The following is a 22,353-nucleotide window of genomic DNA, read 5'->3' on the forward strand; positions in this document are numbered from 1 at the left end:
ACGGAGGCAATGCCATGGAGCTTGACCCCTTACTCCTGTCACGACTGCAGTTCGCATTCGTCGTGTCATTTCACGCACTGTTCCCGGTATTCACCATCGGGCTCGCCTCGTTCATCGCCTTCCTGGAATTCCGGGCCTGGCAGACCGGCGACGCCCTGTACACCCGGATCTCGAAGTTCTGGATCAAGATCTTCGCGGTCGTGTTCGGCATGGGGGTGGTCTCCGGGATCGTGATGTCCTTCCAGTTCGGCACAAACTGGAGCGTGTTCTCCTATGCCACGGCCAATTTCCTCGGGCCGGTGCTGTCCTACGAGGTGATCACCGCATTCTTCCTGGAGGCGGCATTCCTCGGCGTACTGCTGTTCGGGCGTGACCGTGTCCCGCAGGGCGTGCATGTGTTCGCCGCGCTGATGGTGGCGCTGGGTACCTTCATCTCCTCGTTCTGGATCCTGGTGGCCAACAGCTGGATGCAGACCCCGGCCGGCCTCGAACTGGTTGACGGCGTGTTCCAGGTCACCTCGTGGGCCGAGGCGATCTTCAACCCCAGCTTCTGGCCGCGTTTCTTCCACATGGGCCTGGCCTCGCTGCTGACCGCCGGCTTCGTGGTGGCGGGCGTCTCCGCCTACTACCTGCTGCGCAACAAGCACGTCGAGATGAACCGCAAGGCGCTGGGGACCACCATGTGGATCCTGCTGTTCGCCGCCCCGGCGCAGCTGGTGGTGGGTGACATCCACGGCCTCAACACCTTCGAGCACCAGCCGACCAAGGTGGCGGCAATGGAAGGGGTCTGGGAGACCGAACGCGGGGCACCGTTCCTGCTGTTCGCCATCCCGGATTCGGCCAACGAGACCAACCACTTCGAGATCGGCCTGCCCAACATGGCTTCGCTGGTGCTGACCCACGAGCTGGACGGCGAGGTGCCCGGGCTGAACGAAGTGCCCGCGGAGGAACGTCCCCCGGTCGGCATCACCTTCTGGTCGTTCCGCATCATGCTGGCCATCGGCTTCGTGATGATCGCGTTCGCCCTGTGGAGTGCCTGGCTGCGCTTCCGTGGTGACCTGTTCGGCTCGGAGCGTTTCCTCAAGGGCCTCACCTGGATGATCCCGACGCCGTTTGTCGCGGTGCTGGCCGGCTGGTTCGTGACCGAAACGGGCCGCGCGCCCTGGCTGGTGTACGAAATCATGGACCACGCGACCGGCCTCACGCCGTCGCTGACCGGTGGTATGGCGCTGTTCAGTCTGCTGGGTTACATCGCGGTGTATGCCGTGGTCTTCACCGCCGGCGTCTATTACATCGTGCGCATCGTGCGCAAGGGTCCGGAGCCGGACCACCCGGTGCAGGAGCCGCAGCACGCCAAGCGCCCGCTGTCGGCGGCCGATACGCCGTTCAACGACAACCCTGCCGCTGACGCAAGGAGCTGAAACCATGGTCGATATCACACTGGTATGGGTCGTGATCATCGCCGTCGGACTGGTCGGCTACGTCCTGATGGACGGGTTTGACCTGGGCGTGGGGATCCTCTTCCCCTTCGCCCCCGGCGAGCAGTCGCGCGACATCATGATGAACACGGTCGCCCCGGTCTGGGACGGCAACGAGACCTGGCTGATCCTCGGGGGGGCCGGCCTGCTGGCGGCCTTCCCGCTGGTCTACTCGGTGTTCCTGCCGGCGCTGTACATCGGGGTGTTCCTGATGCTGGCCGGGCTGATCTTCCGCGGCGTGGCCTTCGAGTTCCGCTTCAAGGCGAGTTCGGCGAAGTCGCGACGCGGCTGGAACGCCTCCTTCGCGATCGGCTCGATGGTCGCGGCCTTCGCGCAGGGCGCGGTGGTCGGGGCCTACATCCAGGGCTTCCAGATGGACGGGCTGAACTACGCCGGCACCGCGCTGGACTGGCTGACCCCGTTCACGGTGCTCACCGGCCTGGGACTGATGGCCGGCTACGCCCTGCTGGGCGCGACCTGGATGATCCTCAAGACCGAGGGTGAAACCCAGGCGTTCGCCTACCGCGTGACCCCGTGGCTGCTGGGTGCCGTGCTGGTGGTGTTCGCCCTGGTCAGTGCGATCACGCCGTTCATCGATGCCAAGGTCATGGAACGCTGGATGGGCACCTTCGAGATCCTGTGGGTCCTTCCGGCCCTGGCGCTGCTGGCGGCCTGGCAGATCCTGCGCTCGGTGCGCCGGCGCCACGAGGGGCTGCCCTTCGTGTCCACGATCGCCCTGTTCATCTTCACCTTCCTGGGACTGATCGTGAGCAAGTGGCCGTACGTGGTTCCGCCGGACTACACCTTCTGGGACGCCGCATCCTCCCCGGATGCGCAGCTGTTCATCCTGATCGGGGCGCTGTTCATCATCCCGATCATCCTCGGCTACACCGCGTGGACCTACTGGGTCTTCCGCGGCAAGGTCACGGCGGACGCGGGTTACCACTAGCGCCGTCGCCTGACCGTTCAGGGTTTGCGACCGGGTCTTTCTCTCTCTCTCCGGACCCGACTCGCAGGCAACCGCCCGCTGCGGGGCGGACACGAGGCGCCGCGAACCTTCGGGTTCGCGGCGTTTTTTGTTTGCGGAGCACCGGAACACGATGCGGGAACATGACTCCAACCGGGAACACGGGAGATACTGCCACACGCAGGGACCCATTCCCGGACACCGGAGCCGTCAGCATCGTGAACGAAAAGTTGCCCACAGAAGCCGTGCCTCAATGGACACGCGGCCTGGACCGCGACGAGGTGGTCAGCATCCTCGACGTGTTTCAGGAGCCCGCCATCCTGCTGTCGCCGGACTACGACATCCTGGGCGCCAATCAGGCCTATCGGCTTCTGTACGAGGTAGATGCCGGGGGCAACGGGCAACGCTGCTACGAAGCTTCGCACGACTTCCGGCGGCCCTGTGACGAAGCGGGCGAGACCTGCCCTCTGCGTGACACCCTGGCCACCGGCAAGCCCAACCGCACGCTGCACGTCCACCACACGGCTCGCGGCAAGGAACACGTGGACGTCGAGATGTTCCCGATCCACGGTTCCGACGGCAAGCTGCGCTACCTGATCGAGGTCCTGCACCATCTGCCGGTCTCGTCTCCGCAGGCCGGGGAACAGGGGCTGGTCGGACAGTCCGCCGCCTTCAACGAGATGCTGGGGCTGGTCAGCCGGGTCGCGCCCAGCGAGGCATCGGTGCTGCTGCAGGGCGAGTCGGGCACCGGCAAGGAGCTGGTGGCCCGTGCCGTGCACGACCAGAGCCGCCGCGCGGAAGGCCCGTTCGTGCCGGTGGAATGCTCCGGCCTGACCGAGACCCTGTTCGAAAGCGAGCTCTTCGGCCATGAACGCGGCGCCTTCACCGGGGCCACCCATGCCAAGGCCGGGCTGGTGGAGTCCGCCGCCGGTGGCACGCTGTTCCTCGACGAGATCGGCGACGTGCCCCACGGGCTGCAGGTCAAGCTGCTGCGCCTGCTGGAGACCCGGACCTTCCGGCGGGTGGGCAGCACCGAACCGCGGCGCGCCGATTTCCGCCTGGTCTGTGCCTCGCACCGTGATCTCCGCCAGCTGGTCCGCGAAGGGGAGTTTCGCGAGGACCTCTATTACCGGCTGAGCACCTTTCCCATTCGCGTACCGCCGCTGCGCGAACGCAAGGCCGACATCCCGATCCTTTCCCAGGCCCTGTTCGAGCGCCTCCAACTGCCGGCCAGCCCGTATCTCAGTCCGGGGGCACGCGAGGTGCTGGAACGCTATCCCTTCCCCGGCAACATCCGCGAGCTGCGCAATATCCTGGAACGCGCCGCGCTGCTCAGCGACGGCGAAGAGATCCGTGCGGAACACCTGGGCACCGAGGTGACCGAAGGCGTCGACGACCGCGATCTGCCGCCGCCGCGCGCGCTGGCCGACGGCGAGATCCGCCCGCTGGAGGAGGTGGAACGCGAATACCTGCGCTACGCGGCCACCGTGCATCGGGGCGACCGGCGCTCGCTGGCGGCGCGTCTGGGGCTCAGCGAGCGCAGCCTGTACCGGCACCTGCAGCGGCTGGATGACGCCCTCTGAGCCGCACCCGCCGGTGCCGCTCCGCGTGGCGCATCAGCCCGTGACAACCCCGTAACAGCGATCCCCCAGCGGACAGCCGTCGCACAGCGGGCGTGGCCGGCAGCGCTGTTTGCCGTGTTCCACGATCAGTGCATGCAGTTCGTTGAACGCCACGGTATCCGTACCCAGCTCGGCCTCCACCGAAGCCCGCAGCGTCTCGTAGCCGTCCCGCGCATGCGGTCGCCCGAGGCGTTCGAACAGGCGCCGGGTGTAGGCATCCACGACAAACACCGGACGGTGGAAGGCGTACAGCACGATGTCATCGGCCGTTTCCGGACCGATGCCCTTCACCTCCAGCAGGGCCTCGCGCAGTGGCCCGGTCTCCAGCGCAGACAGCGCCTCGATCCCGCCCGTCCGCTCGAGGAACGCCAGCAGGTGCCGCAGGCGCCCGGCCTTGACGTTGTAATACCCCGACGGGCGGATCCGCTCGGCCAGTTCCTCCGGCTCCAGGGCCGCCATCCCCGCCGGCGTCAGCGCATCCGCCTCGCGCAGGGCCGCAAGTGCGCGCTCCACGTTGCTCCAGGCCGTGTTCTGCGTCAGCACCGCCCCGACCATGACCTCGAACGCGGTCTCGGCCGGCCACCAGTGCAGCGGACCGTAATGCGCATGCAGCCGTTCCAGCACCGTGCCACAATCCGGCGCCGCGGTGTCAGCCCCGTCGGTCATGGCTCAGCGCCCCGGCCGGCCGCGTCCGCCGCGCGCTCCCCTGCCCTGGCGCGCGCCGGACTTGCCGGGCTTACCGGATTTGGCGGTCTTCGCCCCGGCACCCGGACGTGACGAACTCCAGCCCTCGCCCTTGTCGCGGCCCCTGGCTGCCCCGCCCTTCTTCTTTTTCGGCCGGGTGCCGCGACGTTTCTGCGGCGGCTGCAGGTTCTCCGGCACATTCAGCCCCGCCTCGCGATACAGCGCGGCCACTTCGCCCACCTCGAGGTCACGCGCAGCGCCCGATTTCAGCCCGCGCCCCAGGACCACCGGCCCGTAGCGCACCCGGATCAGGCGGCTGACCGTCACCCCGACCGCATCCCACAGCCGCCGCACCAGCCGATTGCGGCCCTCGGTCACGATCACGTGATACCACTGGTTGGCGCCATCGCCACCCCCGGCCTCCAGGGCATCAAATCGGGCCGGTCCGTCCTCCAGCTCCACGCCCTCCAGCAGCATGCGCTGCGTCTCCTCCGGCACCTGGCCCAGCACACGCACCGCGTATTCGCGCTCCATGGCGCCGCCCGGATGCATCAGCGCATTGGCCAGTTCGCCGTCGGTGGTGAACAGCAGCAGCCCGGAGGTATTGAGGTCCAGACGGCCCACCGCCACCCAGCGCTGGCCCTTGAGCTTCGGCAGGCTGGCGAACACCGGCCGCCGGCCCTCCGGATCGGAGCGCGAGCAGATCTCGCCGACCGGCTTGTGATAGGCGATCCAGCGGTGCGGATATTCCGGTCGCGTGACCACGCGGCCGCGCACCCGGATCACGTCATCCGGCCCCACGCGATCGCCCAGTCCGGCGGTGCTCTGGTTGATCTGCACCTCGCCGCGTTCGATCCAGCCCTCGATCTCGCGCCGCGATCCCAGACCGCGCGCCGCGAGGACCTTCTGTACCCGTTCCTGCATCGGCTCCTGCCACTGTTTATGATGGGCGCCCACGATACACCAACGGGAACCCGCCATGAGCCCCAATGCGCCCGAAACCGGTGACGCCGTCACCACACCGCTGAATATCGCCGTCCTCACGGTCTCCGACAGCCGTTCGGCGGCCGAGGATCGCTCCGGCGATGCCCTGGTCCAACGCCTGGAAGCCGCCGGCCATCAACTGGCCGAGCGCGACCTGCAGCCGGACGACATCTACGCCCTGCGCGCGGTGGTCTCGCGCTGGATCGCCGATCCGCGGATCGACGCCATCCTCACCACCGGTGGAACGGGTATCACCGGCCGCGACGGCACCCCCGAGGCGGTGTCGGTGCTGCTGGACAAGACCATTGAGGGCTTTGGCGAACTGTTCCGCGCGCTGTCGTACGAAGAGATCGGCACCTCCAGCCTGCAGTCGCGGGCCCTGTCAGGCGTGGCCAACGGCACTTACGTGTTCGTGCTGCCGGGCTCCACCGGGGCCTGCCGGACGGCCTGGGACCAGCTGATCCGCGCCCAGCTCGACGACCGCACCATGCCCTGCAACCTGACCATGCTGATGCCGCGCCTGAAGGAAATCTGAGACGCGCAGGAGGTCAGCCCCCTGACCGATCCCCTGACCGCTCCGGCACGGCATTCAGCCATCCACGTGGACCTGCAGCCAGTACTCCAGCAGTGCCGCGTGCCACAGCTTGGAGCCCTGGATGCGGGTAAAATACTGGTCCGGGGCGTCCAGCAGTTTGTCGATGTAGGCCGGCTGATACAGCCCGCGCTCGCGCGCCGCACGCGAATTGAGGATGTCGCGCATGAACTCGAGGAACTCGCCGCGCACGTATTTCAGCGCCGGCACCGGGAAGTAGCCCTTGGGCCGGTCCAGCACCGCGTCCGGCAGACGGCCGCGGGCGATGCGCCGCAGCACGTCCTTGCCGCCGTCGCCCAGCTTCAGATGCGGCGGCATCGCCGCGGCGGTCTCCACCAGTTCGTGGTCCAGAAACGGGACCCGCGCCTCCAGGCCGAAGGCCATGGTCATGTTGTCCACCCGCTTGACCGGGTCGTCGACGATCAGCGTGGTCACGTCCAGCGCCAGCACCGCATCAATGAACGAGTCCGCGCGGTCGGACTCCAGACGATGGAACTGTTCGCGCAGCCACTCCCCGGTCACGTCATTCGGCGGCGGATGGCGCAGCATCTCGGCCATCTCGGGGTGGTCGCGATCGAAATAGTGCCGGCGGAAGCGTTCCACCCAGTCGCCGTGACGATCCTCCGCCATCTGCGGGTACCAGAAATAGCCGCCGAAGACCTCGTCCGCCCCCTGGCCCGACTGCACCACCTTCACGTGCTGCGAGACCTGTTCGGAGAGCAGGTAGAATGCGACCGCGTCCTGCCCGAACATCGGTTCGGCCATGGCCTCCACGGCCTCCGGCAGCCGTGCGAGCACCTGGTCGTTGGGGATCAGCGTGGCCTGGTGATCGGTGGCGTAACGCTCCGCCACCGGATCGGAATACTCGAACTCGGAGCCCTTTTCTTCGGGCTGATCCTCGAACCCCACGGTAAAGGTGCGCAGATCCTGCGCACCTTCTTCCATGGCCAGCGCCACCAGCAGGCTGGAATCCAGGCCGCCCGACAGCAGCACCCCCACCGGTACATCCGCCACTTCCAGGCGCCGGCGCACCGCGCGGCGCAGGCCCGCCTCGATGCGTTCCTGCCATTCGGCGTCACTCACCGCCTCCGCAGGACGTCGGGCGTTCAGTTGCCAGTAGCACTGCTGGCGCTCCTGGCCGTGCGCATCGATGGTGATGTAATGACCGGGTTCCAGCTTGCGCACGCCCCGCAACACGGTGCGCGGCGCCGGCACCACCGCATGCAGCGAGAACAGCATGTGCAGGCCCTCGGGATCCAGCTCGGTATCCACACCGCCGCCGGCCAGCAGGGCCGCGGTATTGGAGGCAAACCGGACCCCGTCGCCGGTGCGCGCGAGATACAGGGGCTTGATGCCCATGCGATCGCGCGCCAGCAGCAGGCGCTGGTGTTCCCCGTCGAACAGTGCGAAGGCAAACATGCCGTGCAGCCGCGCCACCACGCCCTCGCCCCATTCGGCATACCCGCGCAGGATCACCTCCGTATCACCGCTGGAGAAGAACCGGTGACCGCGCCCCTCCAGTTCGCTGCGCAGCGAGCGGAAGTTATAGATCGCCCCGTTGAACACCAGCGACAACCCGGTTTCGGGGTCGAACATCGGCTGGTGCGCCCGCTGCGACAGGTCCAGGATGGACAGCCGCCGGTGTCCCAGCGCCACCCGGCCCGAGGCCCACAAGCCATCGGCATCCGGGCCGCGGCGTTCCAGACAGGGCAGCATGCGCGCGACCGCATCCGCGTTCGCGCGTCGCTCGCCCCAGACGAATTCTCCGGCGATTCCGCACATGGGTTATGGATCCATCCCGGTCGAAGTTGGCAAAGATTGAAAGGCCGTGCGCAGCGCGTCGGCCAGCGTCCGCCCGGCCACCCCGGCCGCGTCACCGTCGGCCAGCGTGAGATAGAACGGCACCCGCATACGCCCGCCGGCCTCCAGCACCAGTTCCGCCAGGCGGCCGGAAGCCAGATCATCCGCCACACGGTCCAGCGGCACCCAGGCGAACCCGACTCCGGAACGCAGCACTTCCAGCACCGTGGACACATGCCCCACGGTCCAGCGCTGATCGGCATCCAGCCAGCCGCCCTCGCCGCTGCCCTGTTCCCCGGAATCGCGCAGCACGACCTGGCGATGAGGCCGCAGGTCACGCCGGGTGAGCACCGCACCCGACCTCGCCAGCGGGTGCCCCGGATGGGCGACACACACCATGGTCTGTTCCCCGATTTCCTGCGCCAGGAAATCCGAGGGCACCTGGGGCGCCAGCAGCATGTCCACTCGCCCCTGCTCCAGACGCTGGGGACCGTCCTCCAGCACCACCTCGTGCAGCTGGATGCGGGTCGCCGGCTGTTCGCGCGAAAACGCCTCCAGGGCATGGATGACCCGCGCGGCGGGGATGATCTGCTCCACCGCCAGGTGCAGTTCCGATTCCACGCCGGTGGCCAGCGCGCCGGCCAGGGCCTCGATGTCCGCGGCCTCCTCGAGCAGGTGTTCCGCGCGCCGCAGCAGCGCATGGCCCGCCGGCGTCAGTTCCGCCTTGCGGCCCTGCAGCTGGAAAACCTCGACCCCCAGCTGTTCCTCCAGCTTCTGCACCGCGTGGTTCACGCTGGAGGCGCTCTTGTGCACCCGCTCGGCGGCGCGGGCGAAACCACCCGCATCCACCACCGCCTTGAGCATGCGCCACTGCTCGAGGGTTACCCGGGACATCCGCAGTCCGGGCTGTGCGTGCGCGCATGCCATTCCGCACGCATGCGCTCCACCGCCCGCGTCCCCAGCAGGACCACGTGCACGGTCGACGGATAGATGGTGCCGCCCGCCCGCCATTGCTCGGCAAGCTCGGGCTCCTCGCCCCGTCGGATCAGGAAGAAGTCACGCCCCTCTTCCAGTTCACCCTCGCGGGCCCGAAACATGCGGAACGCCGTGCCCTTGGGCTGGCCGTTCCATTCGTCGACCTGACGCAGCGTCAGCACCGGAACATCGCGGTAGACCACCGGCTCGGGCTCCGCCCCCCCGGCATCCTCGCAACCATGAAAACGACCCGGAGCGCGCGGGTCCCAAGCGTCGGAAGCAATCATGGTGGCATTATGGCACGCACAGACGATGCGTCGACCACCCGCCGACCCCGAGGAATCGCATGGAACTGCTGCAGGATTTCGGATTGTTCTTCGCCAAGGTCGTCACCGCCGTCATGGCGGTGCTGATCCTGATGAGCGCCTTTATCGGGCTGATTGCCCGCAGCCGCGAGCGCCGCCCCGACCAGCTCAACGTCAAACGCCTGAACGACCGCTACGCCCGCATGGAAAAAACCGTGCGCCGCGCAGTGGAAGGGCCGCGCACCCGACTGCAGCGCCTGCGTGACCGCCTGCGCCGGCGCCGCCAGCCCGGACACCCCTTTGATGGCAACGGCCAGGGCAACGGGACCCCCGATGGATCGACGCAATCCGCCGGGGTAAGCGACGCCGACACCGCCGAATCGCCGGCCGACCCGTCCGGTTCTTCCGCGCCCGGGGGAAACCCGGTCAGCGAATCACCAACCGTGGTCGAACTCGAACAGGAAGAGGCCCCAGCGCCGCGGGTGTTCGTGCTGCGCTTTCAGGGCGACATTCGGGCGTCGGCGGTGGACAACCTTCGCGAAGAAATCACCGCCGTGCTCACCCAGGCCGAGCCCGGCCGCGATCAGGCCGTCGTGTGCCTCGAGAGCCCCGGGGGAATGGTCCCCTCCTACGGCCTCGCGGCCTCCCAGCTCGTCCGCCTGCGCGAGGCCGGGCTGGATCTCACCGTGGTGGTCGACCGCGTAGCCGCCAGTGGCGGCTACATGATGGCCGCGGTCGGTCATCGCATCGTCGCCGCCCCGTTCGCCATCCTCGGCTCCATCGGGGTGGTGGCGCAGATACCCAATCTGCATCGCTGGCTCGACCGCCACGACATCGACTTCGAACTGCTGACCGCCGGGGACTACAAGCGCACCCTGACCGTATTCGGCGAAAACACCGACGCCGCCCGGCGCAAGTTCCAGGATCACCTCGACGAAACCCACGAACTGTTCAAGCAGTTCCTGCAGCGATACCGCCCGCAGCTGGAACTGGACCGGGTCGCCACCGGCGAACACTGGTACGGGGAGCAGGCCCGCGCCCTGGGGCTGGCCGACGAGATCGGCACCAGCGACGACCTGTTGATGAAACTGGCGCGCGAGGCCGAGGTCTTCGAGGTCTCCTATACCCGCGCGCAACCGCTTGGTCGACGGGTCGGCATGGCCGCCGAACAACTGCTGGAACGCGTGCTGCACGCCCGCAGCCCCGAAGAACACGCCCGCGGGCCGGGCGAGCCGCCACGCTGACGGAATGGATCCGGCCCGTCCATGCGTCTTGTTGGTATCGCCAGCCCACATTGCAAGGGAGAACGTGATGTCCGCACATGCAAGCCGTATCGGTCCCCTCGCCAGCCTGGTCGCCGGGGCACTCTTGCTGGGCGCCCCGCTGACCGCCCCGGCACAGGACGACATGCCCTGGGGCTCCGCCGAGGTCAACCAGAAGGAGTACGAACCGGCCCGCGTGGTGTATGACGTGGCCGTGGATACCGCGGACGAGATGGATTTCGTCCTCGACCGCGTCAGCATGCTCAACAACGTGTACGAGGCCGATCCGTTCGACTCGCATATCGTGCTGGTGCTGCACGGCCGCGAAGTGCCCTTCTTCACCCGCGATCAGTTCGATGAACATCGTGACCTGATGCGCCGCGCCGAGTCCCTGACCCGTGCCGGCAACATCGACATCCGCATGTGCGAGGCCTCCGCCGCCCTGCGCGGCATCGAGCCCGAGGACGTGCACGGGTTCGTGGAGATCGTCCCCATGGCGGACTCCGAAATCATCCATCTGCAGCAGGAAGGCTATTCCTACATGCAGTAAACCGATCCCGGCCGACGCCGAACCCGTTCGGCGCGCACAAAAAAGGCCGCCGGGGACTCCCCCGGCGGCCTTTTTACTGTCCTGTTTGGTCGGGACGGCAGGATTTGAACCTGCGACCCTCTGCACCCCATGAATACGCGCAAACGCATCGGAAGTCTCTGAATTTCCTCTGTAAACAGGGCGTCAGGCGGGCTGCGTGTGGCGGCGTTTCGGTGCATTTGAAATCAAATAGATGCGTGACGGTTTTGCAATCGCCGCGGCCGGTGTTGGCAGGTCGACTGGCAGGATGCTCTCGCGCCGGGTAGCCTGAAACCCTCATTCTATTCAGGGCATGGACATGGCGGAAAAGCAGGAGGCGACGCCGGCGCAGACGGCGGTGGCGGCGGTGGTCGTGGTGATCGGTGCGGGCGTTCTGATGGCCTGGTGCTCAGGCGGTGGCGAGGATCGTCAGGCGCACCGGGGCGATGCGCGGGTGCTCTGCATGGATCACGTCCGTGATCAGCTGCGGGATCCGGGTTCGGCGGAATTCTCCGGCTGGGGGGACTCGGAGACGGCCGTGGATGAAGACAATGGGACGTTCGAGGTGCGGGGCTGGGTTGATGCAGACAACGCCCTGGGCGGGACCGAGCGGCACTACTACACCTGCGTGGCGGATCACCAAGACGATGGGGAATACACCCTGGAGATCACGCGTTTCGATTGATCAGGTGGAAACCACTGCCGCCTTGCATCTCATCCTTTCACCGGCCTCGAGAATTGCATCTCGGGGCCGTCCACAGATCGGTGCAGTAAACCCCACCCTCGGAGCATTGGATGAATTCTATCTCACCTGAGGATACATACGCCTCTCTTATTTTCTCTCTCCCTGAATCCGAGCGAGCACTCGATATACTGGAGATAAAAAATTTTCGTGAAATGCCCAAGAGGTTATATCGATTTCGTTCCGAATCGTGTCCCCGACAAAATCCATCCACACCTTATGCTGTGGACGAAATAAGACGAGGGTATGTTTATGCTAGCCCGGCGAACCAACAAAACGATGTTTTTGATTCCTGCTTAAGAGTTAACGCTGACGACCTCGCAGAAAAGGCGATGGGATCACCGAACGATTGGATTGAGTACCTCAGGGGGCAAGGGAAAACAATTAGCAAGCAGCAAGAACGTGACGTCTTGCAATTTAATTCGGTCTATGAGGCTGCGGCATATTTTATTGAAAACGAAGGGTGGTCAAAAGAGAAGTCCAAGGAGGCTGCATTAGCCTTGAAGAAGGCAATTAAAGACGTAAGCTTCAAGCCATTGAGCCAACAATTCTCGAAACTAATTCAAGATTCGAATCCATTGTGCTCGTTTACCGACACTCCGCTCGCTGAACAAATGTGGGGATATTACAATGATAAGCCGTTCCAGGGTGCCTGCATTGAGTATAACCCGAGGAGCCAAATTGCGCCGCGAGCTTTTCAAAGGCTTACCTTGCCGGTTCAGTATCTCGAAGGCGGCATGGACGCAACAAACCACATGCTGGAATCTTTAAAACCTGATGGAAACATTCAACGGTTATCTCTGGTGGCCGCCCTAGTAAAGGATAAGAAGTGGGAGCATGAGCGTGAATGGCGTTACTGCGTGCCTTTCGGCATTGGCCCAAGAGAGTGCGGCGCCCCCGAAATAACAAAAGTTATACTTGGATACCAAGCCGGTGAAACTTTTTCAGAACAGATAAAAGAAGTATGCCAATCCAATGGAATTCCAGTCGAAGTCGCCACCCCAGACCATGGATCTAGGAAGGTTGTGCTTAGACCTATTGATGAGTAACTCATAGCTGCTCGACATTATAAAAGCGTAACCGACTATTAAACGGTGATGCTGTCCTGCGGCAGGTCGGGGGCTTCGTCTTCGATGCGGCCGGCGCGGACGTAGACGCTGGTGCCGGCGGGCTGGTCGCCGCGGACGCGCTGTTCGCCGCCGCCGACCAGTTCGACGGTCACTACGACAGCTTCCACAGCGTGTCCCCGTCGTAGTAGAACCATCCGGCAGTTTCCGGCGAAACGTCGAAACTGTCATCACCGGCGACGACAGTAATGGAGTAGGTATCGCTGGGGTTGAGGATCACGAACGGGCGCCGCACATCGGGGACGCCGAATGTCGCGTCCTCCGTCAGTTCCTCGTCAGGCTTCCATGCGAAGTGCATACGGAACGAATCCTCGTCGGGGCCGCCTTCGCCGACGTCCCATTCACCGAGACCCGTCAGCGCGCGATCCAGCGCATCGAACGCTTCGTTCGCGGTCACTTCCTTCTGGTCCTGGTTCGCGGCGATGTGGCTGATGTTCAAGTTCGGGCTGCTCATTGCGGGGCCTCCGCGACGATGTTGTTGGATTCTGCTTCGGCTTCGCCTTGGCCGTAGGGGTTCTTTGCGATCACACGGACTGAGACCTCATGGCCGGCGTCTGCCGAAGTCAAGGTATACTCCGCGTCGGTCGCGCCCTCGATCGTCTCGCCGTCGCGCAGCCACTGATAACCGAACTCCTGCGGGTCGCGCGTCCATTCTCCGTGGTCCGTCACGGTCAGCACATCGCCGACGTCATAAACGTCCCGCGAAAGCAATGCGTAGCCGACCGCGCGATGGGATCCGACCACGCCGGGCGGCGAAAGCAGGGCATAGCCGACGGCCCTTTTCGATGCCATGACCTCTGGAAAAGCCAGCAAGGCATAGCCGACGGCCCTGTGACTCTGGATCTCAGACATCGCGCGTCACCAGCCCCAGCTCTGCGTTGTCGATCTCGTCGTTGGTCCAAGCCTGCCCGGTTTCCGGGTTTGTCTCCCATACGAACTGATGGTTGTCCCAGGTCGATTCAGGGGCCGCCTGCCCGGTCTCGTAGTTCTCGCCGTCTACACGGACCACGCCGGCCACCTCATCCGGTCCGCCTTCGCGCTGGATCGAGGCTTTCAGGATCAAGGCCTGCACATCAAGGTCCTCGAAGTCGGCCTCCGCGATTCGTTTCAGGGTAAACGTGGACACTTCGCCCGCGGTGTCGCTTGAGATTATATCGCTTTCGGGGGTGTCGCATGCGTTAATATCTTCGACGGAGCCGTCCCAGTCCTGCTTTTCCCCGTTGCCGTCGAGCTCTACGGTACGCAGGCGGTGGCCCCGCAAGCTGAAGTCAGCGGCAATAACCTCAGACACATACACTTGATTGAAGGAAAGCCCCGACGTCGTAACAAAGATCCGAACCTCGTCAATATCCCCATAGTCGCTAGTGTCCAGCTCTTCGCTGGCTACAAGGCCTTCGTTGAGATACCACTCGATGCCACCGTCTTTGACATGGACCATCGGGAAATTGGCCCCCGCCTCATTGAACGCGACCCCCTCCACTTCCTCCACAAACACCCAGTTTTCGCCGTCGTGGTATGCGGCCTTGAACTTCTCGTCGTCCCCAATGATCCCAGCAACCGGAGAACCGTCAGCCCGCAGCTCTATGAGGGCATATCCGTCGGCGATGTCGCCCTCAGCATGATCCATGACAACCCGGGCTCGCGCGCAAACCTCAGCGGATGCGCTGAACTTCGCCGACACAAACTCGTCGCTCCCGCCTCGAATCTCCACCGCACACCGAGAAAGGTCCCCGGACTCCACCGATCCGGTGTCTGTGCCAGAAAAGTCGAGCTCGTCGAAATCGCCGGGTTCAGACCCTACAAACAGAATCGTCATTGCACTTTCTCCATTACCGGGAGCTCAATGTTGGTCGGCGGGCTCCCATCGGCCAACAGTGTTGCTTTTGCGGCCCGGCCGCGGCCGACGGTTTCGCTGATCTGGTACACGCGGACATCGACCGAATCCGGCACCGACTCGAAGTCCTCGATGGCATGCGACCTCGGATAGAGCGCGCTGGGTTCGTCGGACTCCAACGTGCGCAGCACTTCGCCGTCCCCGTCGAGGATGTCGACCTCATACCGCTCCGACCGCTCCGCCAGCGGGACAGTGCCTGTGCCGTCGCGCCAGGCGCCGCCTGTGCGGGTGCGCCGGACCCACGTTATGTTGATGCCGTCCATCGTCCAATCGCCGGCGATATGGACCGGGGCGTAGGGCTTCTTGTCCGCCCCGGTAATCGTCCGGGCGCGGGTGTCCACGTCCTCGAGCGACTGACCTCTCCCCACTCCTCGATAACGGATCTGGCGGCCCACCATGTCGACAGGCTCGTGCCACATCGTCCCGGCATCGGGCATCAGCACGACCTTCGCGCCTGCGCGATGCTTGAGGTTGTGCTCAGTTCCGCGGCGACCTCGCAGCAGGTGGCTCAGCCGCACGATGCCCGCCCCAATCTCCTCCGCATCGCGGTACTGGATGACCTCGCAATCCCCGTCCGCGTCGACGATCAGGGCGGCGTTCCTGCCATCGAGGACCTGTCGTTCCGTGCGAGACTGGACCTGACCGTCCGGGTCGTAGGCTCTCACCTCGATAACGGTCTCGCGATCCCACACCCACGGACTCGGCGGAGCCCCGATACCCGACCGCAGCGACCCCATCACCGCCGGGCTCGACGTATGGGCGGCCCGGTCCCAGTCGACCCCGTCCCGCGCTCGCATCAGCGCCAGCGACCGCCACTTTCCGTCCGATGCCGGACTGGCAAACAGGTAGCGGGTGGTCAGGGCCTCTCCCGCCTCATCCTCGTCCCGCAGAAGCGGGGCCTCCGGGATCGCGTAACGACCGGGGACATCCGCCTCGACCCGACCAACGCGTGCGCCCCCGAGATCAGCCGTCACCTCCGAGCTGTAGGCCTCCGGCACATGACGGGACGCGGTGCAGCGGATCTCCCAGTTCGCACCGACCTCCGCCTCCGTGATGCGTGCCAGAGCGTATTCGCCGCCCGGCATCGGCAGGCGCACGAGATCGGTCGGATCGTAGGCGAGGAATCGCGCTGGGAGTCGGAACTCGAAGCCCTCGCGCTCCGTCCATGCCGCTGTCAGCGCACGGTCCGCCGCTTGCCGCCCCTGATCGGGATGCAGCGCAAGCGGCAGGTTGTGCGTCACGCTGGACCGGGCCTCCATCGACGGGTTCGGCTGCGCTACACGGCGCACTTGCTGTGCCGCCTCTTGGTAGTCGGACTCCTGGTCCTGGAACTTCATCGTTACCGAAGCGGGTAGATCCACCTCCTGAACGCGCTCGATTTTCACGGCATCGCCGGAGTCGGACAGCGGCACCAGGTCTTTGTCGGTCAGCACCGTGGCCTCGTCGCCGCCGCGGGCGCGCGGGCGGAATACCAGCGTGCCGTCGGACTCCACCGCGTCGAAGTTGAACGCTTCCATCACGGGCTCGATGCCGTTCCGCAAAGGCGTCTGCCGCGTGATCGCGTAGCCTCGCACCTCCGGATCATGGATCTCGGACACGTCGACATCGGTGATCCCCGCGCGCTCGCACAGACCCTCCACGATCTCCGCCGGGGTCGTGCCTTTGCCAGAAGCTCGATCCAGCAGGAAACGGCTGGCGAAGCCGTAGTCTGGCCCCCCCCATCCCGCAATGCTGTCGCTGGCGGGGTCATAGGACATGGCGTGGTACGAGTACACAGCGCCCCCCGACGGCCAGCAGTCCGTCTTCGTGACGACCCTACCGGAGCGCAAGTCGATCTTGACCACCCAGTCGCCGTGCTTCCACGCCATAAATCGCCCTTCGGTTCGGGTGGTAGCTACGGCGTGGTTCACATCGTAACGACGCAGCCCTCCGGAGCTGCTGAAGAGACGTTCGGACACCCACAGGACGCCGCTGTCGCCGCCGAACTTCACCGCATACAACCCCTCGGGGTTTTTCTCCGGGTCACCGAACTCCAGACCGACCAGGAACACAATGGCGTCATCAATCGGGTCGTACACCCCGCGGTTCGGCTCCCGAGTGAACTTGACCGCCCCCACGTCATCCGGGGACAGCGCCCACTTTCCAGTGAACTCCAGGCGGTAGGATATTCCGAGGGGCCCCATCTCCATGTGAGCCGTCATGCGCTCGATCGGGAGGCGGGTCTCATGCGTGTTGTTTGCCCCGCCCGAACGCAGGATCCAGGCGTCTCCGCTTTGATCGCGCTTGCCCTGGATGATCTGCCGGCACTGCGTCGCCTCGGTTTCTCCCGAGTCGAAGCGGCCAATCCACTGCATGGAGTCGGCGTCGATCGCACCAATGACCGGGGTGTCCCACCGGCCGGACCCAAGCAATATCGTGCTCCACCCCTGATCTTCGGCCGAAAATGCCTGAATGAACCCGAACGCCGTGGAAATAGTGAATCCGCCGGAGTTTATAGAAAGGCTAATCGCCCTGGATCCGAACCGATCGACGGCAGTCAACGAATCCGGGTCGATTTTCATCAGCGGGTTGGTGTTGCCGGCCCCGAACAGCGAGTACAGGTAGCCATCTGGCCCAAAGATCGGGTGGTTAGGCGATGTGTCCTCGTCAATACCTGACCCATCCAGTACGGCGGGATCGCTGAGGATTTCCTCGTTTGTCGCCTGGAACTCCTCTTTCAGTGTGCGCAAGTTGAACCTACGCAGCCCGTCCCTGGACCGAAGAATGAGCATGTTATTGCGCCAGTCCACGTTCGCCTGGCTGTGCGTCGAGGATGTGAACTCCGCGTCCGGCAGGGACTCCCCCTTGAGGGCCGGGCATGCGGAGTCTGACTTGAACACCACCTCGCATGTAATCATCGGAACGCGGCGCCCGAAGCTGTTGAGGGGCAGGTCCTCGAATACGATGTACCCGAGGCCGCGGAACGCGGGGACGTTGCCCTCGCCCTCGTGCGCCTCGATCAACGGGTCCGGCATCTGCTCTTCATCGCCCGGGTAGACCCGAAACTGCAGTCGGCCGTCGAAGGACTGGTCAACAGAACCCCCGGTGCGATCATGGATCAGCTTGCCGTCGGCCCAGATGCGGGTGACGCCTTCGATGGGTCCGGCCGCGAGCCCGATGGCGAACGAGGCGTAGTAGCTGTACTCCGTCACCTCGACCTCGTCGCCGCCGCCCTTTCCGCCCTGGGTGGTCGTGTCCGACTCCTCGCGCAGCTCGGTGGCCCAGATGCGGTTCCCCGCGGTGCGGAATGACCCGAAGCCCACAGGTATGGGCTCCCCGTAGGCCGCGGTCGACACGGACAGGTCTTCGAGCCTCGGCCCCTCCTGCTCGTGCGTGTCGGTGAAAAGGTAGCTGCCAGCCGCCGACCCCAACGCCCAGCCGACTTTCGCCCCTGTGGGGCCGCCAACAAACCACCCGACCGCCGCGCCGACACCGCCCAGAACGAGGTCAGCCATGCTTCACCTCCAGGCGAAACACGCCGACCACGCGCTCGGCCCAAGGGGAGACCAGCGGTTCCTCGATCACCTTCCGGCGGTGGGCATGGGCGTGGATGATGTGAGGCGCGCCGCGCTTCTCGGACTGTATGCCGACGTGCAGGGTCTGCGCACGCTCAGCGATCACGAGGACATCCCCCGGAGACGCGTCTTGGAGGTGGACCCGGGGCAGCAGCCGGTCTAGCTCGCGCATCAGGCGCGTGCCCTCCGGCCGACGGCCGTAGTCCGTGCGGTCGTGGTGCGGCAATCCGAGGGCATCGGCCACCATCACGACCAGACCGAGGCAGTCCACGCCGGCCGGGCCGCGCCCCTGGTGCCGCCAGCGGGTTCCGAGCCACTTCCGCGCTTCTGCAACCGGTTCAGCCATCGGGGTACTCCATCAGGGAGTCGTTGCCCGGGATGAACGGCTCGCCGCGGAAGTTCAGCACGTTGTCGAACCGATCGCGGCAGGTCTCCAGACGCTTGTCGCAGCCGGCGTAGATCTCGAACTCGTCCCCGGCTGCCGGCGTGTACGATGGCGGGAACGCCAGGGTAATGGTGTCCTTCTCGAGATCCACGGCCGTGACTTCGATCACCTTGCCCTCGTTCTGGCCGCTCGTCCATGTCAGCACGCCGTGCTCGAAGATGCTGGCGTCCACCCCGTCGGTATCGCTGATCGAGGCCTCCAGCGTCAGATCGGTCCCGGGGCCGAGGATCACGCCGGTGTGCGTCCACTCGGACAGGTCCACCTTGCAGCGGTTGTCTCCGAGGTCGGCGCGGCAGTTCGGGGTGTAGCTCTCGATGATGTTCTGCGCGAGGGCTTGCGTCATGCCCCGCAGGCTGGTGTGCCAGTGCCCCTCCCGGGACAGGGTCACGTCGCCGATCCAACCCCGCCGGAGGTTGATGCGTCCGGCATCCGGATCCTGCCAGTCGACAGCGAACACGCGCAGCTCGGCGTGATCGTAGAGCCCGGCGCGGATATCCTCGGCGGTGATCGTGTCCGTGCTCAGCACGCCGTCGAGGTCGGCGTTGTCCACGGACAGGGCGCCGGTGGTCGCCAGGGCGCTCCGCGTGTACCCAGTGCGGGCGGCGTAGGTCTCGCCATCGACGGTCAGGTCGTGGTCGTGGTCCGTTGCCCGGATCACGAATCCGTCCCGGCGTTCGAGCCGCCAGCAGGTTGCCAGGGTCGTGACCTCCTGCTCCAGCAGGTCGGCCAGTCCGCCGATGTCCTTCATTCGCGCACCCCCAGCAGCCGGATAGACGGAATCGTCTGCAGATGCTGGAGATCCACCATCGCCTCCATCGCATCCTCGGCGAACCGCACCGGCACGTCGAACTCGAACGTCGCCGTCAGCTCCTTTTCCTCCGGCGGCTCACCTTCCTCTGGCTCCGGCGGCACCGAGTCCCCGCTGATCGTGACCTCGCCGGTGCTATGGTCGACGGACACGTCCCCATCAGGGAGCGCCTGCCCGTCGGCGTACACCGTCACAGTGCCCTCCACGGGCCGGGTGATCCTGCGGGTGTACGCGGGGTCGCCGTAACGCTTCACGAGCTGGAACTCGGTGCTGTCGTAGCGCAGCGTTCCCAGATGCTGATCCTTGGCCTGGAAGTCCCCCCAGTCCTTGAACCTGAACCCATACGCGCGGCCCATGCGCGCGCGGAAGAACGCCAGCACCGACTGGATGTCCTCGGCGTCCTGTAGCCCGTATGAGATGTCGTACTCGGGGCGCTCCTGCGACCACTCGACGTTGCGCTGTTCGTGCCCGCTGGCCATGGTCACGACGTTGGTCAAGAATTTCGGCCCACCCACAGCACCGCGCTCAATTCGCTCGGGTAGCCGGATGTCGTGGAAACTGGTCATAGGTTCTTCCTCGAAGCCCTGGCCATCGCAGCCTGCGTGCGCGCCATGACCTGCGACTCGCTGCGCCGGAAGCTGTCGGCGTCCTGTGCCTGGATGTTCATGTTCACGGTAATACCGCCACCCTGCCCGCCACGGCGTTCGCGGGTGTGATCGGTAACGGTCTCATTCGGGTGCAAAATCGCTGGGAATCCGCCTTTCCCGTCCACACCGCCAGACCGCGGCCCGGGGCCGGTGTACCCGCCGCCGTCGAACGATTCCATCGCACCGCCAATAGCCCCGATGAATCCGCCCTGCTCGGACATCGCCCCGCCAATCGTCTCCAGAAGCTGACTGGCGAGCAGGTCGGCCACCATCCGATCAATCGTGGCCTTGAAGTTGCCGACAAGGTCGTCCATCTCGCCCTGCATCGCGTCAAAGAAGAAGTCCGACATGGACCGCTGCATGTTGCGCGCAGCCTCCGTCCAGAACTCCTCTGCCGCGCTGGAAGCTTCCTCGTTGCGGTCCGCGAAGTCATCCATGCTTTCCTGCGCGTCCAGGGTGGCGCGGGCGTAGGTGTCCCAGCTGATGACCCCGGCGTCCAGCATGTGGTCCAGACGCGCCATCTCCTGGTTGAGCTCTTCCAGGGGCGTGCGGGTCTCCTCGTATACCCGGGAACCCTCCTGTTCGAGCTCGCGGTAGGCCTCCGTCTGTTCGCGGATCAGTGCGACCTGCCGCTCCATCTCCCGACTGAGCCATCCGGGTCCGCTCTCGCCGGAGGGGGCGGATCCGGCGTCATCGCTCTCCGGTTCGGGGATCGGCTGAGGCTCCGGAGCGGAACGTCCGGTGGGGATATCCAGCGGCTCGATACGCGGGCCCTGGTCGCGCGTGCCCCTCTGTTCCTGCCGCTCGTAATGGCGCTGGATGGCGCGGTCGATTTCCTCGAGCTCCTGCTCGAGCTCGTCGCGCGAGTAGTACTGCACCAGACCGTCGCGCCCGAAGAACCGCAGACGCTGCCCCATCCCCGCGATGCCCTCGAGGTTGAGCATCGTCTCGATGCGGTCGCTCTCCTGTTCGAGACGGGCGATGTCATCTTCCGCGATGCCCCCGGTCCGGGCGGCGGCGCCCTCTGCAGCCCACTTCGTGAGATCCGAAGTGACGGACAGGAAGTCGAGAACTTTTTCCGCCGCGGTGGCCAGCGCATCCGCCAGCTGCATGTACGAGTCGGCGTTGTCGAGGATCTGCTGGTTGAACCGGCTGCTGATGATGTCCCGCATCTGCGAGAGCTGATCGTTCGCCGCGCGGGCATTGGCCACGGTCTCGTTGTCCAGAACCCGGCCCTGTTCGCGCAGGGCGTCGATCTGTTCGTCCAGCGCGTCGGAACCCTGCCCCAGCACCGCGGCCAGCCGGGGGCCGGCGTCCTCGCCAAACATCTGCGAGGCGCGCGCGGCGCGCTCGGACCCGCTCTCGATGTCGGCCAGGGTGCGCAGGGATTCGCGCAGCACGTCGTCCGTGCTGCGCATCTGCCCATCGACGTCGCGGATCGCGATCTCCAGGTCCTCGAACGTGCCGGCGGCGGCGCCCGTGCCCTGGTCGGCCAGACCAAGGCGCCGGTTAAAGCGGCGCAGCGCACCGCTGGTGACGCCCTCGGCAATCCCGCCAAGATCCTCGAACGCCTTGGTCAGCTCCTGATAGGTCTCCGCGGTCACGCCGCCTACGTCGGCGGCCTCGCTGATGGCGGCGGTCTGTTCGATGACGTTGGATGCGGTGCGGCGCAGAAGGCTCACGCCGCCGATGCCTGCGAGCGGGCCCAGGATACGGCGCACGCCACCCATGCTCTGAGCCCACACGTCCCACTCGCGGCGCGACCGGCGAATGGTCCGGTCCTTGCGCTCGATCTGGCGACCCAGACGCCGCAGCTCGCGGTCCGTCATGTGCATGGCGTTGACGGCGCCCTGCGAGTCCCCCGTCAGGCGGACGCCGAAGCGAACCTCACGCGCCATG

22 protein-coding genes are annotated in these 22,353 nt (G+C 65.6%); 8 read left to right on the forward strand and 14 right to left on the reverse strand.

What is annotated here, in order from left to right:
- Positions 1-14 precede the first annotated feature (14 nt).
- The 3 genes from G020_RS0104830 (at position 15) to G020_RS0104840 (ending at position 4,028) form a co-directional block, all read left to right on the forward strand.
- Positions 15-1,421, forward strand: coding sequence for a cytochrome ubiquinol oxidase subunit I (locus tag G020_RS0104830; RefSeq protein ID WP_024328851.1), 1,407 nt, complete (start codon positions 15-17; stop codon positions 1,419-1,421).
- Positions 1,422-1,425: 4 nt separating this feature from the next.
- Positions 1,426-2,427: a cytochrome d ubiquinol oxidase subunit II gene (cydB, locus tag G020_RS0104835; protein WP_024328852.1), complete on the forward strand. Its 1,002-nt coding sequence runs from the start codon at positions 1,426-1,428 to the stop codon at positions 2,425-2,427.
- Between the two features lie 236 nt (positions 2,428-2,663).
- On the forward strand, positions 2,664-4,028 hold the full coding sequence (locus G020_RS0104840) for a sigma-54-dependent Fis family transcriptional regulator (RefSeq protein ID WP_024328853.1): 1,365 nt from the start codon (positions 2,664-2,666) through the stop codon (positions 4,026-4,028).
- A gap of 33 nt (positions 4,029-4,061) precedes the next feature.
- Here G020_RS0104840 and G020_RS0104845 read toward each other — a convergent pair whose 3' ends face one another.
- Entirely contained in the window at positions 4,062-4,733 is a 672-nt protein-coding gene (locus G020_RS0104845) for an endonuclease III domain-containing protein (protein WP_024328854.1), read from the reverse strand.
- A gap of 3 nt (positions 4,734-4,736) precedes the next feature.
- Positions 4,737-5,675: a 23S rRNA pseudouridine(2605) synthase RluB gene (rluB, locus tag G020_RS0104850; protein ID WP_024328855.1), complete on the reverse strand. Its 939-nt coding sequence runs from the start codon at positions 5,673-5,675 to the stop codon at positions 4,737-4,739.
- Between the two features lie 55 nt (positions 5,676-5,730).
- Between rluB and moaB the strand changes: the two genes are divergently transcribed.
- Positions 5,731-6,270, forward strand: a complete 540-nt coding sequence (gene moaB, locus G020_RS0104855; RefSeq protein ID WP_024328856.1) for a molybdenum cofactor biosynthesis protein B — start codon at positions 5,731-5,733, stop codon at positions 6,268-6,270.
- Positions 6,271-6,324: 54 nt separating this feature from the next.
- Here moaB and G020_RS0104860 read toward each other — a convergent pair whose 3' ends face one another.
- From G020_RS0104860 to G020_RS0104870, 3 genes are read right to left on the reverse strand one after another with little or no spacing between them, the layout of a single operon-like run.
- Positions 6,325-8,109, reverse strand: a complete 1,785-nt coding sequence (locus G020_RS0104860; RefSeq protein WP_024328857.1) for an N-acetylglutaminylglutamine amidotransferase — start codon at positions 8,107-8,109, stop codon at positions 6,325-6,327.
- Positions 8,110-8,112: 3 nt separating this feature from the next.
- A complete protein-coding gene (locus G020_RS0104865) occupies positions 8,113-9,021 on the reverse strand; it encodes a LysR family transcriptional regulator (protein ID WP_024328858.1) in 909 nt (302 codons plus the stop codon).
- Positions 9,009-9,389 (reverse strand): hypothetical protein, encoded by a 381-nt coding sequence (locus tag G020_RS0104870; RefSeq protein WP_024328859.1) that lies wholly within the window; start codon positions 9,387-9,389, stop codon positions 9,009-9,011. Before G020_RS0104870 ends, G020_RS0104865 begins: the two co-directional genes overlap by 13 nt.
- Before the next feature lie 59 nt (positions 9,390-9,448).
- Between G020_RS0104870 and sohB the strand changes: the two genes are divergently transcribed.
- The 4 genes from sohB (at position 9,449) to G020_RS15230 (ending at position 13,028) form a co-directional block, all read left to right on the forward strand.
- Positions 9,449-10,651, forward strand: a complete 1,203-nt coding sequence (gene sohB, locus G020_RS0104875; protein ID WP_024328860.1) for a protease SohB — start codon at positions 9,449-9,451, stop codon at positions 10,649-10,651.
- A gap of 67 nt (positions 10,652-10,718) precedes the next feature.
- Positions 10,719-11,219, forward strand: coding sequence for a DsrE family protein (locus G020_RS0104880; RefSeq protein ID WP_018869325.1), 501 nt, complete (start codon positions 10,719-10,721; stop codon positions 11,217-11,219).
- A gap of 337 nt (positions 11,220-11,556) precedes the next feature.
- The gene (locus G020_RS0104885; RefSeq protein ID WP_156002686.1) at positions 11,557-11,922 is read left to right on the forward strand and encodes a hypothetical protein; all 366 of its coding nucleotides are present in this window, start codon (positions 11,557-11,559) and stop codon (positions 11,920-11,922) included.
- A 110-nt stretch (positions 11,923-12,032) separates the two neighbouring features.
- Positions 12,033-13,028, forward strand: coding sequence for a DUF2971 domain-containing protein (locus G020_RS15230; protein ID WP_156002689.1), 996 nt, complete (start codon positions 12,033-12,035; stop codon positions 13,026-13,028).
- 38 nt (positions 13,029-13,066) lie between these two features.
- Here G020_RS15230 and G020_RS15235 read toward each other — a convergent pair whose 3' ends face one another.
- From G020_RS15235 to G020_RS0104930, 9 genes are read right to left on the reverse strand one after another with little or no spacing between them, the layout of a single operon-like run.
- The gene (locus tag G020_RS15235; protein WP_156002692.1) at positions 13,067-13,216 is read right to left on the reverse strand and encodes a hypothetical protein; all 150 of its coding nucleotides are present in this window, start codon (positions 13,214-13,216) and stop codon (positions 13,067-13,069) included.
- On the reverse strand, positions 13,201-13,560 hold the full coding sequence (locus G020_RS0104895) for a hypothetical protein (RefSeq protein ID WP_018935642.1): 360 nt from the start codon (positions 13,558-13,560) through the stop codon (positions 13,201-13,203). Before G020_RS0104895 ends, G020_RS15235 begins: the two co-directional genes overlap by 16 nt.
- On the reverse strand, positions 13,557-13,958 hold the full coding sequence (locus G020_RS0104900; protein WP_018935643.1) for a hypothetical protein: 402 nt from the start codon (positions 13,956-13,958) through the stop codon (positions 13,557-13,559). The genes G020_RS0104895 and G020_RS0104900 overlap by 4 nt, the downstream gene beginning before the upstream one ends.
- Complete coding sequence (locus G020_RS0104905) at positions 13,951-14,922, reverse strand: hypothetical protein (protein ID WP_018935644.1); 972 nt, start codon at positions 14,920-14,922, stop codon at positions 13,951-13,953. The genes G020_RS0104900 and G020_RS0104905 overlap by 8 nt, the downstream gene beginning before the upstream one ends.
- The gene (locus G020_RS0104910; RefSeq protein ID WP_018935645.1) at positions 14,919-18,494 is read right to left on the reverse strand and encodes a phage tail protein; all 3,576 of its coding nucleotides are present in this window, start codon (positions 18,492-18,494) and stop codon (positions 14,919-14,921) included. The genes G020_RS0104905 and G020_RS0104910 overlap by 4 nt, the downstream gene beginning before the upstream one ends.
- Complete coding sequence (locus G020_RS0104915; RefSeq protein WP_018935646.1) at positions 18,487-18,900, reverse strand: C40 family peptidase; 414 nt, start codon at positions 18,898-18,900, stop codon at positions 18,487-18,489. Before G020_RS0104915 ends, G020_RS0104910 begins: the two co-directional genes overlap by 8 nt.
- Positions 18,893-19,747 (reverse strand): DUF2163 domain-containing protein, encoded by an 855-nt coding sequence (locus G020_RS0104920; RefSeq protein WP_018935647.1) that lies wholly within the window; start codon positions 19,745-19,747, stop codon positions 18,893-18,895. Before G020_RS0104920 ends, G020_RS0104915 begins: the two co-directional genes overlap by 8 nt.
- Positions 19,744-20,373: a DUF2460 domain-containing protein gene (locus tag G020_RS0104925; protein WP_018935648.1), complete on the reverse strand. Its 630-nt coding sequence runs from the start codon at positions 20,371-20,373 to the stop codon at positions 19,744-19,746. The genes G020_RS0104920 and G020_RS0104925 overlap by 4 nt, the downstream gene beginning before the upstream one ends.
- A complete protein-coding gene (locus G020_RS0104930; protein ID WP_024328861.1) occupies positions 20,370-22,352 on the reverse strand; it encodes a hypothetical protein in 1,983 nt (660 codons plus the stop codon). Before G020_RS0104930 ends, G020_RS0104925 begins: the two co-directional genes overlap by 4 nt.
- Between the last annotated feature and the right edge of the window lies 1 nt (position 22,353).

The organism is Thioalkalivibrio sp. ALR17-21, assembly GCF_000420185.1.
GTDB lineage: Bacteria > Pseudomonadota > Gammaproteobacteria > Ectothiorhodospirales > Ectothiorhodospiraceae > Thioalkalivibrio > Thioalkalivibrio halophilus.

Bases quoted from the DNA above. Each gene is read 5' to 3' on its own strand.
- moaB (WP_024328856.1), top strand. From the start codon at position 5,731: ATGAGCCCCAATGCGCCCGAAACCGGTGACGCCGTCACCACACCGCTG.
- G020_RS0104865 (WP_024328858.1), bottom strand. From the start codon at position 9,021: ATGTCCCGGGTAACCCTCGAGCAGTGGCGCATGCTCAAGGCGGTGGTG.
- G020_RS0104860 (WP_024328857.1), bottom strand. From the start codon at position 8,109: ATGTGCGGAATCGCCGGAGAATTCGTCTGGGGCGAGCGACGCGCGAAC.
- G020_RS0104915 (WP_018935646.1), bottom strand. From the start codon at position 18,900: ATGGCTGAACCGGTTGCAGAAGCGCGGAAGTGGCTCGGAACCCGCTGG.
- G020_RS0104900 (WP_018935643.1), bottom strand. From the start codon at position 13,958: ATGTCTGAGATCCAGAGTCACAGGGCCGTCGGCTATGCCTTGCTGGCT.
- G020_RS15230 (WP_156002689.1), top strand. From the start codon at position 12,033: ATGAATTCTATCTCACCTGAGGATACATACGCCTCTCTTATTTTCTCT.
- G020_RS0104895 (WP_018935642.1), bottom strand. From the start codon at position 13,560: ATGAGCAGCCCGAACTTGAACATCAGCCACATCGCCGCGAACCAGGAC.
- G020_RS0104870 (WP_024328859.1), bottom strand. From the start codon at position 9,389: ATGATTGCTTCCGACGCTTGGGACCCGCGCGCTCCGGGTCGTTTTCAT.
- G020_RS0104930 (WP_024328861.1), bottom strand. From the start codon at position 22,352: ATGGCGCGTGAGGTTCGCTTCGGCGTCCGCCTGACGGGGGACTCGCAG.
- G020_RS0104885 (WP_156002686.1), top strand. From the start codon at position 11,557: ATGGCGGAAAAGCAGGAGGCGACGCCGGCGCAGACGGCGGTGGCGGCG.
- G020_RS0104910 (WP_018935645.1), bottom strand. From the start codon at position 18,494: ATGGCTGACCTCGTTCTGGGCGGTGTCGGCGCGGCGGTCGGGTGGTTT.
- sohB (WP_024328860.1), top strand. From the start codon at position 9,449: ATGGAACTGCTGCAGGATTTCGGATTGTTCTTCGCCAAGGTCGTCACC.
- G020_RS0104920 (WP_018935647.1), bottom strand. From the start codon at position 19,747: ATGAAGGACATCGGCGGACTGGCCGACCTGCTGGAGCAGGAGGTCACG.
- G020_RS0104830 (WP_024328851.1), top strand. From the start codon at position 15: ATGGAGCTTGACCCCTTACTCCTGTCACGACTGCAGTTCGCATTCGTC.
- cydB (WP_024328852.1), top strand. From the start codon at position 1,426: ATGGTCGATATCACACTGGTATGGGTCGTGATCATCGCCGTCGGACTG.
- rluB (WP_024328855.1), bottom strand. From the start codon at position 5,675: ATGCAGGAACGGGTACAGAAGGTCCTCGCGGCGCGCGGTCTGGGATCG.
- G020_RS0104905 (WP_018935644.1), bottom strand. From the start codon at position 14,922: ATGACGATTCTGTTTGTAGGGTCTGAACCCGGCGATTTCGACGAGCTC.
- G020_RS0104845 (WP_024328854.1), bottom strand. From the start codon at position 4,733: ATGACCGACGGGGCTGACACCGCGGCGCCGGATTGTGGCACGGTGCTG.
- G020_RS0104880 (WP_018869325.1), top strand. From the start codon at position 10,719: ATGTCCGCACATGCAAGCCGTATCGGTCCCCTCGCCAGCCTGGTCGCC.
- G020_RS0104925 (WP_018935648.1), bottom strand. From the start codon at position 20,373: ATGACCAGTTTCCACGACATCCGGCTACCCGAGCGAATTGAGCGCGGT.